The sequence below is a fragment of the Bifidobacterium sp. LCP19S3_E9 genome (genome assembly GCF_052121135.1).
Classification (GTDB): Bacteria; Actinomycetota; Actinomycetes; order Actinomycetales; family Bifidobacteriaceae; genus Bifidobacterium; species Bifidobacterium thermacidophilum.
In genome coordinates, this window is sequence record NZ_JBQKEV010000005.1 from 124,186 (window position 1) to 135,880 (window position 11,695).

At 61.1% G+C, this 11,695-nt stretch carries 4 protein-coding genes; all 4 read left to right on the plus strand.

The annotated features are described in order from the left end of the window. Nucleotides 1–43: 43 nt before the first annotated feature. The 4 genes from ACTQYB_RS04040 to ACTQYB_RS04055 all read left to right on the plus strand — a co-directional run bounded on the left by ACTQYB_RS04040 (nucleotide 44) and on the right by ACTQYB_RS04055 (nucleotide 11,517). On the plus strand, nucleotides 44–6,232 hold the full coding sequence (locus ACTQYB_RS04040) for an Ig-like domain-containing protein (protein ID WP_441481544.1): 6,189 nt from the start codon (nucleotides 44–46) through the stop codon (nucleotides 6,230–6,232). Between the two features lie 242 nt (nucleotides 6,233–6,474). Next, nucleotides 6,475–7,755 carry an AAA family ATPase gene (locus tag ACTQYB_RS04045; RefSeq protein WP_441481694.1) on the plus strand — a complete coding sequence of 427 codons (1,281 nt, stop codon included), beginning with the start codon at nucleotides 6,475–6,477 and terminating at the stop codon, nucleotides 7,753–7,755. A 43-nt stretch (nucleotides 7,756–7,798) separates the two neighbouring features. Next, nucleotides 7,799–9,019, plus strand: coding sequence for a DUF58 domain-containing protein (locus ACTQYB_RS04050; protein WP_441481543.1), 1,221 nt, complete (start codon nucleotides 7,799–7,801; stop codon nucleotides 9,017–9,019). Further along, the gene (locus tag ACTQYB_RS04055; RefSeq protein ID WP_441481542.1) at nucleotides 9,016–11,517 is read left to right on the plus strand and encodes a DUF3488 and transglutaminase-like domain-containing protein; all 2,502 of its coding nucleotides are present in this window, start codon (nucleotides 9,016–9,018) and stop codon (nucleotides 11,515–11,517) included. Before ACTQYB_RS04050 ends, ACTQYB_RS04055 begins: the two co-directional genes overlap by 4 nt. Nucleotides 11,518–11,695 lie beyond the last annotated feature (178 nt).

Here is an 11,695-nt window from a genome sequence, read left to right on the forward strand (position 1 = left end):
CACAAGAACACAGCACATTTCACGTCCAAGGAAGAGCCAGGATATGAGCAGCAGCAATTTCGTCGAACGTCAACCGTTGCCGCCGCCCAACGAGATGCGGAAGCGTTTCCCTGCCATGACGCGCCGGCTGGTACCGTCCGGCAACCGGCGGTGGATTACCCCGGTCGTCATGCTGGTTCTGTTGCTTGGCATCGTCGCCGGTTGCGTCATTGTCAGTTCGGTGACACAGCCGCACGTGCAGCTTGATGACGGCACGGTATGGGTCACTTCGCTCAAGGACCATAAGGCCGCGCGGTTCAACGTAAAGAACAGGGATGCCGATGCCGGTGTCGCTTCGACGGCAGCACGTTTCGACATAGCCCAGCACGATGGCGACACCGTGATTGCCGAGGGAACAAAAGCGAGCAATATCGCGGCTTCCACAGTAAGTGTACACGGAAACACCAGCATCACCGCCGATATGGAAACCGTAATCGGTGGGAAGACGGCGGCGGTTATCAACACGAAAACGGGGAATGTATGGGTGGGTTCTGCCTCCGATATCGCCTCGGTGAACCCGACAAGCGGCAGTCCGACTATGAAACTCGGTTCCTCAGGTGCGATCGCTGTGACCCATGATGGTGTCGCGTACGGGTATCGCCCGTCCGATCATGCGGTGTTGAGCGTTGACGGCCCACAGGGCTCGCCGAGTAAGGTCGCTCGAATCGAGAACGCCACGGGGGTTGAATCGTTCACGGTCATCGGCGGCACGCCGGTCGTCGCCGGCAATGGTAAGGTGTTCTGGCCGAAAGGAAACGCCGACATCGGCTTGCAAGGTAAGGTGACGCTACAGGCCCCACCCACCGATGGCAAGCAGAGCGGCTGGGTAGCGGCGGCGACCCCGCGCGGCCTCGCCTTGGTCAATCTACATTCCGGTGCTGTCAACACATTGCCGAAAGCGGGCAAGGGCGACGCGGCACGACCGGTGTCGACCGGCGGATGCGTCTTCGCAGCGTGGGCGCAGCGGGCAGAAAACTATGTCAGTGCATGCGATGCAAACGGGAAGGGAGCGACATACTCATCGCTGGAATCCATCGACCCCACCTCGCAACTCGTCTTCCGCACCAACCATCGTCTGGTAGTGCTCAACGACGTAATCAACGGCAATGTGTGGAACCCGCAGGATTCCGCCAAAGTCATCAAAATCCAGTGGAACAAGGTGGAAACCAAGGAATCCAAGCAGCAGGAGCGCAACAACGACAGCGCCAGCAATCAGCGTCATTTCAGCAAGAGCTGCTCCTCCCAGTCAGGGCAGATCAGGGCGCAGGACGATGCGTTCGGTGCGCATACCGGATCGCAGCAGATCCTCGACGTGTTGCGTAACGATGAGCAGACCGACTGCTCGGTGCTGCACATCGATTCGGTCAGCGCGCCCGACGGTGCGAATGTCTCGGTCTTCCCCGTTTATGACGGACGGTACCTGCAACTTGATGCCTCGGCCGCAGGGGCGGGTGAAGTGACGTTCAGCTATGAGATTTCTGACGGACGCGGCCAGACCGCCAGCGCGAACGTGTCCCTGAACCTCACCGACGGCGAGGACCGGGCCCCGCAGCAGACCGATGTTTCCCCGGAAATCGACGTCGAACAGGGGGCTTCCTACACTGCCAATGCGTTGGAAAGCTTCTCCGACCCCGACGGGGACCCGCTGACCTTGGTTTCGGCGTCGCCGCAGAACACCGATCAGGTGACTGTCTCCACGCGAGCCGACGGCCAACTTGTGTTCAACGCCGGTTCCGTGTCCTCAGGACGCGCGGGCATCGAAGTCACCGTGTCGGACGGGAAACAGACCGGTACGGGAATGATCTATTTCTCGGTGAAACCGGCGAACACGCTCGCCGCCGTGATTGACCCGGTGGCTAGGCAGACCATGCCCGGTACCCGCACCACCATCGCGCTCAAGCAGTATGTGCATGGCACAAGCGCGGAGCCCGCCCAACTGACCTCGGTGGAATCCGTGCCCGGTGTATCCGCCACCATGAACGCGGCGGATATGTCGATTGCGTTCAGCGCGTCAAGCCCGGGCACCTACTATGTGCCGTACATCATCACCCAAGGCACCATCCCGGCGACCGGTCTTGTTCGGGTGGAGGTGCAGGCCGTGACCGACGATGCCGCCAAGCCGGTTGCAGCGAACGATGTGGCTCTGCTGGGCGCGGATAACATCGCAATCGTCGAGCCGCTGACCAACGATGTCGACCCGTTGGGCGGCGTCCTGTCAGTAACCAGCGTCGCCGCGGACACGCACAGCGGCATCAAAACCGGTATTGTGGGCAACAAGCGAATCTACATCACCGCCCGCCAAGTGCCGACCGAACCGGTGCAATTGGCATACACCGTGGCCAACGCAGCCGGATCTTCGACCGGCATAATCATCCTGCAACCGCCCGCATTGACCAGATCGAACTCCGTGCCGAAAGCCGAGAATGTCACAGCGCAGGTGAGGACCGGCGGCATCGTGTCCGTAAACGTGCTCGACCATGTGACTTACTCGGACGGGATCACAGTGAAACTGCAAGACAACCTGCAGGTCGACAAGGCCACGTTCAAGGGCTTGGTGTTCGTCTCCGGGAACACCGTACGTTATCAGGCCACGGGAGAGCCCGGGTCCTACCCCGTCACATACACGGTCAAAGATAATCTGGGCAACACAGCCTCCGCCACCATCACCATTGATGTGCACCGCAAGGATGTCGCCGACAAGCCTGCTCCAACCCCCTCGGATACGGAAGCCCAAGTGGCAGCAGGCAGGAAAGTCCAGATTCCAATCGCACTAACCGGTATCGACCCTGACGGTGACGACGTGCAACTGCTCGGATTGGGCAATAAGGCGCCAAAACTCGGCCGCATCACCAAAGTGGGCGCCACATACCTGGTGTATGAGGCGTACGCCGATTCGTCAGGCACCGACACCTTCTCCTACGCCGTGGAGGATTGGACCGGACAGCGGGCTACCGCGCAAATCCGCGTGGGTGTCTTCTCCTCCGGCTCCGATTCCGGCGTGTACGCGCGCGATGACGAAATCACCCTGCGCCCGAATACGGCGACGACCGTACCAGTAGCCCAGAACGACATCTGCGGCGATAACACGGACCTCACGGTCGCCGAACACGTCGAATCGCAAGGCATCAACGGCATCACCGTCATCGACGGTATGCTCGCTTTCACCACGCCGAAACAGGCAGGCACCTATTACGTGGCGTATACGGTCAAGAACAAGGCCGGCCTGTCCGACACCGCGACCCTGACGGTGAACGTCGACGCGAACGCCCCCATCGATCCTCCGACCGCTTACGATTACCGCGTTCCCGCAGCCGCCACAATCGACAAGAAATCCGTGGACGTGGATGTCTCGCAGTGGATCGCCAATCCCTCGGGAACCGCCGACGAGCTGACCGTGGGCGTCGACCCCTCCGCCGCAGATCATGCTCATGTCAAAGGTGGCAAGGATTCCACCACCATCACCGTGGAGCTGACCGACGAGACGCGTGCGGTCCCGTACACCGTGACAAACACGACGTACAGCATCACATCCACCGCGTTCATCCAAGTGCCGGCGTACGGCGTCTTCCCGCCCACCCTGCGTCCGAAAACCCCCACGTTGAAAGTCAACGCACGTGAGACCATCACCATCGACATCGCCGATTATGTTCGTGTGGGCGCAGGCAAAACCGCCTACGTGGACGGCGCGGATTCGGTGAGCGCCACAAAAGCCGCGGACGACAACCAGTACGTCAACGAACAAACGCTACGGTTCACCGCGCCCTGCGACTATGCCGGTCCAGCTTCCATCACCTTCACCGCAACGGACGGCAAACGCGGCAAGAACGACAACGTGAAAATCGTCAATTCCGCGGTGCTCACCCTGCCGATCACCGTGATCGGACGTGACGTGCCCGCACCGACCTTCTCCTCTTCCACAATCGATGTGGTGGCCGGCGAAAGCGCTTCAACCATCGACTTGAAAGCGCTGACCCATTCGGCATCCGGATTATACGATGACGAGAAGCAATACACGTATTCCGGTGGGGCGAGCGCCAACGGTGTCACCGCCAAGGTGAGTTCGACCGGCAAACTGACCGTGTCCGCGGACAAAACCGTCACAGCCGGCACCACCGTCAATGTGCCGATTGCAATCGCCTATGCGAAAGGCACAGTCAACGCCGGCCTGACGGTGCGCGTCACCTCATCCACCAGACCGTTGGCGCGTCTGGGCGACAAGGCGATAACCATCAAAACCGGATCCGTCAGGCAGGTGCATATGCTGTCCGACGCTTTCAACCCGTTCCCGGACACCCCTTTGACCGTAACCGGCTGCGTTTCAGACAAGAACGCGAAGTTCACCGTAGATTGTTCGCCCGACGGCGTGGTTTCCATCAAGGCGGCCTTAGACATCGGCGCAAGCACGAACAGGGTGATTGTCACCGTGCGCGACGCCACCCAAGTCAAGGACCGCGAAGCGACCGGGACCATCAACGTTTCCGTGACGGACAAGCCCGATGCGCCGCTCCTGTCCGCGGTTTCGGGCAAACCGCAGGATGGCAGAGTCGATTTGAGTTGGACGGCCGGATCGGCCAACGGCAGCCCAATCACCGAATATCGGGTCATCTGGGGTGGCGAGGGTTCCGGCCAGAAATCATGCGGCGCGGCAACCTCATGTACGGTGGACGGCCTGAGAAACGGCAGAACCTACACGTTCAAGGTGCAGGCGAAGAACGAGGTCGGCTGGTCGAAGGAATCCAACGCCGTGGAAAGCACACCCGACAAACTGCCGGACGCGCCGACAGATGTGACGGCCGAAGCGGGTGAATACACTGTCACGGTCACGTGGAAAGCCCCGAACGGCGATTTCTCCGCGATTGACAAGTACCGGGTGACGCTGAGCGGCACGAACGCACCCGCCCCCGTTGAAACGACCGGCACCAGCGTCACCTTCGCCATCGAAAATAACACGATTGTCGACGGCGCATCCTACAAGGCTACCGTGCAATCGCACAACAACGTGAACTGGAGCCAGCCTTCCAAGCAGTCCGGCGATGCGAAGCCCTGGGGCAAGCCGGACGCCCCGGCTGTCACATTGACCAATGATGACACGCGCGGAACCGTCACCGTCGAATCGGTCGGCAATACACGCAACGCGGGATGCAAGTCCATTGAACTGTCTGGAGACGTCACCATGACGATGTCCTGCTCCGGATCGGAATCCTTCGATATCCCGGAGCGTAATCTCAACACAAAGGAATACGTCGTCGAAGCGATTGTCATCGGCAAGAAGGCGACGCGAAGCGGCCGCGCCAAGGTGACTTTCACCCCGCGGTACACCGTGGAGAAGCCGGAACGCGTCTCCGTTTCCGGCGACAACGGCATCTGCACGGTCACATGGAAGATGCAGGGGCACGCCGACGGGCACACCGTACACGCAAGCGGGTTCGATCCCTATGAGGCAGGGGCGTCCGAACGGTCGCACGATTTCATGATGGCCCCATGGCAGTCCTGCACTTCGGCCAGCGTGATGCAGCGGTTCAAGGGTGTGACAAGCAAACCGACCGAAGGCAGCGCCTCCCCTGTCTATGTGAACAAGCAGAAAGCAGGCATCCAGGCACCACAATTGCGCTGGAGCAGCACCGATACGGACACCATCGACATCACCGGCGGAACCGTGAACATGTACGGGCAGTCAGGCAAAACCATGATCACCTTCACAGCAGAAGGCAAGTCGTACGATGTCCCGTGGACGCCCTCCGATCGCACGCTCAATGTCAACAACATACTCCCGACGGGAGCCGACTATGTCTGGAAGGCGCGCGTGGTCGGCGACGACCCGGCATTGAGCAATGAGACCAGTGGTGAGCGCCTGAAAGATGCCAACAGGTACCAGCCGCCCGCGCAGCCGGACCCGACACCGAGCCCGAGCGCGAGTCCCATCGCAAACCCCAGCAAGAACCCGAGCACAACTCTCGGCGTAACGCCCAGCACAAGTCGGAATGTCCGATCGAACGGGACGAGCAACGCACTCGCAGGCACGGTTACCGTGAACACGGCGAGACGGGAATCGGCCCCTGTCTCCCCCATGACACTGTTCCAGCATCGGCAGCAGATCCAAGCCCTGGGGCTCAGGGCATGGCGTACGCCGTCGACCAAGGAGCGACGCATCCCGACCATGATCACCCAACAGCAAGGAGCAATCATCCCATGAGCGACGAATTCGACGATGAAACCCGACTGGGCTCCATCGGCCATACACCGCGCATTCCCGGCCACCCGGAGGTGCCACAGCCGTTCCTTGCGCAAACCGGACAACAACCGGTCCAGCCGGCGATTCCGGCTCCGACGCCGGTTTCTTCAGCGACCACAGCCGCACCCCCGGTCGCGGCACCGGTATCCGCTGCGGCAACGGCTCCAAGCCAAGGACTTCCACCGGCGCATCCAGATGACGATATGGAAGGTACGCTGCTGAGCACTCGCGGCACTCTGCCGTTGACGACACCACCGGCCGCGATACAAACGACTCCGGCACCATCACAAGGCCAACCCACGGGGATCGTTCCCACACCGAATCAGCAGTCCCCGCACACTCCGATGACTCCACAGGCACCGCTAACTCCACAGACATCGCACACCACGCAAGCCATATCCTCTCCTGCGCGACCCACTCAACCTGTCCGACCCGCTCAACCTGCACAACCACTGCAGGAACGGCATGGTCAACAGGGACGAGCAGCCCAGTCGCACGCCCCATCATCTCTGCTTCCTGCCCCGTCTGCGGACATCGCCGAATTCCACAGCATGTTCTCCAAACTCGTTGACAACGTCTCCCACGTCGTGGTCGGCAAGGAAACACCGATCCGCCAATGCGCCGCCGCCATGGTGGTCGGCGGGCACATCCTGCTCGAAGACAACCCGGGAACCGGAAAAACCCAGCTAGCCCGCGGCTTGGCCAACTCCATTGATATGCAGTTCAAGCGCATCCAGTTCACACCGGACCTGCTGCCGTCCGACGTGGTCGGCGTCACCTATTACGACCAGAAAACCGGCGAATTCGAATACCGAGAGGGCCCCATCTTCGCTTCCATCGTGCTCGCCGACGAAATCAACCGTGCCTCCCCGAAAACACAGTCGGCACTGCTCGAAGTCATGGAGGAACAGAGCGTCACCGTCAACGGCGTCACCCATCCGGTACCCCAGCCGTTCATGGTCATCGCCACCCAGAACCCGATCGAACAGCTCGGCACATATAAACTGCCCGAAGCGCAGATGGATCGTTTCCTCATCAAAACGACCGTCGGCCACCCCAGTCATGACGTCAGCGTGGACATTCTCAGGCAAATCAACGTCACTGACCGAGCCGCCACCGTACACCCGGTGCTTTCCGGGGAGGATGTACTGCGTATGCGTGGCATCAGCGAGCATGTGCGTCTCGATGATTCAATCCTTGAATACATCGTGCGGCTGGTCGAAGCCACCCGCCACAACGAGCGCATCCGAGTCGGGTCCTCCATGCGAGGCGCACTGGCACTCACCCGGTGTGCGCGCGTCTGGGCAGCCGCCGACAATCGCGGATACGTGGTGCCCGACGATGTGAAGCATCTCGCGGTTGCGGTTCTCGCCCACCGCATCACCCTGACCGCTGAATCTACATTCGCCGGATCAACCCCTGAACAGCTGATTGGGCAGATTCTAGAAGACGTCCCCGTGCCAACCCTTGGTGCCAACGCGTGAACCATATCGAACCGGTAAACCACCCTCATCGAAAGGTCAAGGAATGCAGCAATCGCACACCATGTGGCGCAGAACAGCCACGGTACGCACCCTGCGACGCATCCGGCACCGGGCCAAACGGCTACTCACCTCGTATATCTCCGTTCCCGGGTGGACCGTCAGCGCCCTGGCCATCATCTCGGCGACGGCATTCCTTGTGCTCGGATGGCACGAACTGCTCGCCGTGGCAGTGGCGTTCACAGCCATGATGATATGTGCGGTTGTGCTGTCGCTCGGCAACACCACCTTCAACGCCACCATCGATGTGTCCCGCCGCCGGGTCACTGTATCGGACAAGGTGGCCGTCAACGTATGCGTCGACAATCCCGGCCGCACACCCACCGCTTCGGCGCGAGGCGACCTGCCCATCGGCGACGACCACGAGCGCTTCACCATCCCCATGCTCGCCGCAGGCCAGTCACGCATGACAACCGTGGAATTCACCGCAGTATCACGGGATATCCTGCCCATCGGCCCCCTGTCCATCCGCAGAGGCGACCCATTCGGCTTAGTGCGCCGTGAGAGGCGACTCACCGAGCAGATCACCGTGTTCATCCATCCGCGCACAGTCGCGCTGAATACGCTCAGCGCAGGCGTCCCCCGCGACCTCGAAGGCCAGCCAAGCAACGAAATCGTGGACGATGACCTGGATTTCCACGGCCTGCGCGAATATGCCCCAGGCGACGACGTGCGCAACATCCACTGGCTGAGCTCTGCGAAAACCGGAACACTGATGATCCGCCAATACGAAGCCACCCGACGCACCAACACCTCGCTGACCATCAGTGTGAATCCCCATGATTATGCGCACTCGCAGGAGTTTGAACTTGCGGTGTCAGTCCACGCATCCATCGGCGTGCAGTGCCTGCAACAGGACCGGCCGGTGACCGCCCACGCCGGCATCAACCACACAACACCCCGCAATCCCACGGAATTCCTGGATGATTGCAGCGGCATCGATCCCGATATCGATGACAACCCCAATCTCGCGCAGGACACGCTTGCACGCGCCCGGGACGCATCGTTCTATTTCTTCACGGTTGGAAGCCTCAAATCCATTGACATCATCAAACGCATGGCGCTGACGCTCCCCCACAGCGCGACCTGCGTAGTCCTGCAAACCGCACCAGGCCAGCCACGCGCCATCAAACACTACCCCGATTTCATCCTGGCAACCATAGGAGACCTCGACGACCTCCCGATCATCATGGGAGCACTGGTATGAACCCCACGAACCCCGTCCATACCATGAACACCGGCAATGTCACCAGCGTCACGGACCCGACCGGCACCGCCGCATCGACTGTCACATCCACGGCGACGACGACAGCCACCGGCACATGGATGGACTCTATGCGCTCGGCAATCTGGATAACGCGCCCAGGACAACCCGCCCCCATCGCCGGCACATGGCACAGCGCGGCACCCTACACAAGCCTGCTTATCGCCGCACTGCTCACCCTCGTCGCATCCAGCAATCTGATTGATGTCTACGGATCCGCACTGTCATGGGCCACGGCAGCAATCCCCGCAACCATCATCGGCTCGCTGGTGGCGCTCGCCGGTCTCTTCCCCGTGCTGCGCCTATGGTGGCAGATGCTGTTCATGGCATTTGCGCAACTGGTGGTCGGCCCCACCTTGATACTTAACGACACCACCATCGCCCATATCATTCCGACAGTCCGCACCATCAGACAGGGGTGGATGAGCATGCTGGGCTCGTTCAAATACCTGCTTGCACTCGACCCGCCGGTGGGGACGGCAGACGGCTCGCTCCTAGCCGTATGGACAATCTGTCTGTGGGCGGCGCTGCTAACCGGCATCTTCGCCGTCACCAAGGACGGACGGTACACCATAATCGCCGTCATCCCTATCTTGGCGAATGCGGCGGTCTGCGCGCTGCTCGGCTCCCCGACCGGATTCCACCGCATCGCCGCGGGCACCGTGACAGCCATTACTCTGGTGGCATGGATCAGCTCGCGATGGAATCTGCTGGAGCTGAGCCGGTGGTTGAGCAGCATCGTCATCGTGCTGATTTCGGCGTCGCTCGCGGTCGGTGGATGCGCGGTTGTCGGACAGCACCGCACCATCCTGCGCGACCATTACGAACCACCGCTGAGCCCCTACCAGTACACTAGCCCGCTCAGCGGCATGCGCTCATACGTCAAGAACCACAAGGATGACGTGCTGCTGACCATCACCGATCTGCCCGCCGGCTCCACCGTACGCCTTGCCGTCATGGACCGGTTCGACGGCAATGTGTGGAATCTGTCCGACTTTGCCATGGCCTCGGACTCTTCCAACTACCGCCGTGTCGGCACCAGTATCCGCAACACCGCGGAAGGCAAACGTTTTACCGCCAAATTCACAGTGGACAAAGGGCTGACCGACTATTGGCTGCCCATCGCCGGGGCCGCGTCAAGCGTACAATTCGCCAAAACGTCCGACGCCGATTCGTTCTATTACAACACCGACACCATGTCCTCCATCTACTCCGCACGCACCTACGCGGGGTTGTCCTACACGGAAACCGGCATCATCCCTCGCATGCCGACCGACAAGGAGATCGCCAAGGCGGCAACCAGCCCGATCAGTCAGCCCAAAGCCGAAGACGTGCCCGACAGCGTGGATAAACTCGCCAACGCCACGGCCGGCGGACAGGCCAGCGGCGGCGAGGCGGCGCAATCCATCGCAAAGCAGCTCAAGGAATCAGGCTGGTTCTCACATGGGCTGGACGGAGATTACCCCTCCAGTGCCGGCCACGGCAATTACCGTATCGACCAGCTGTTGGCGGGGTCCGCCATGGTCGGCGACAGCGAGCAATACGCCTCCGCGATGGCGTTGATGGCCCGCAGCCTTGGCATGCCGAGCCGCGTTGTGCTCGGGTTCCTGCCAAAGAACGATGAGGGCGACATCAGCGAAAGCCGCACCGAGAAGCACGGCTCATCCACCGTCACACAATTCACCGGCAACGATGTGACCGCGTGGGTGGAAATCAAGCTGGACGGATATGGTTGGGTGCCGTTCTACCCGACACCGAAGGAAACAAAAATCCCGGACGACAACCAGAACCTGGCCCCGCCGAATCCGCAGACGCTGGTGCGCCAGCCCGCAGTCCCGCTCACCAACCCCTTGCGTGACGACAATCAAGCCACCGGCGCATCATCAATCGGCGGTAGCATGGCTGATGAGGCACCGGACAACACGTCTTGGGCACGGTTCCGTACCATTGCCCGAGCGGTCGCCCTGTATGGCAGCCCAATCTGGGTGTTGCTCGCCGTATGTGCACTGCTGCTCGCCGTCAAGGCAATCGCGCTGCTATGGGCGCGCAAGCACGGCAGCCCATCGCAACGCGTCGCTGCAGGCTGGCAGGCGGTCACCGCAACCGCCATGCAAAGCGGTCTCAGCGTTCACGGCACCAGAAACGAACAGGCGCAAGCCATCGCCAAGGAAATGGGCCTCACGCTAGACGCGCTGATCATGTTGGGCAAGGAAGCGGACTATGTCTCCTTCTCCGGCAACACCATCGATCAGCATCAAGTCGACCGGTATTGGAATGACGTCATCGAGGAACGCGCTGCCATGCTCAAATCGCTGCCGGCGTTACGCAGATGGCGCGCCAAGCTCTCGCTGCGAGGGATGTTCCACAAGACATGTTGCACAGGGATGACTTGGAAAACGCCCGGAAGAGGCCGGGAACCATCAGTCCGACGCACCGCATGAACATTCGCCATCCGTATCAGTCCGGCGCCCAGCCCGACGACGCGTTCCACCGAACCCACGCCCAGCACAATGATGAGCCCCGTCAAACCCGACGGCATGTCCCACCCAACACAGTGCCAAACCCGACGCTCAACTCGGCAACAAACCCTACGGCAGAGCCCAGCTGTATCGAAAACAA

What these genes read in the sequence shown, in the direction of transcription:
- ACTQYB_RS04040 (WP_441481544.1), top strand. Translation starts at nt 44, where the DNA reads ATGAGCAGCAGCAATTTCGTCGAACGTCAACCGTTGCCGCCGCCCAAC.
- ACTQYB_RS04045 (WP_441481694.1), top strand. Translation starts at nt 6,475, where the DNA reads ATGGAAGGTACGCTGCTGAGCACTCGCGGCACTCTGCCGTTGACGACA.
- ACTQYB_RS04050 (WP_441481543.1), top strand. Translation starts at nt 7,799, where the DNA reads ATGCAGCAATCGCACACCATGTGGCGCAGAACAGCCACGGTACGCACC.
- ACTQYB_RS04055 (WP_441481542.1), top strand. Translation starts at nt 9,016, where the DNA reads ATGAACCCCACGAACCCCGTCCATACCATGAACACCGGCAATGTCACC.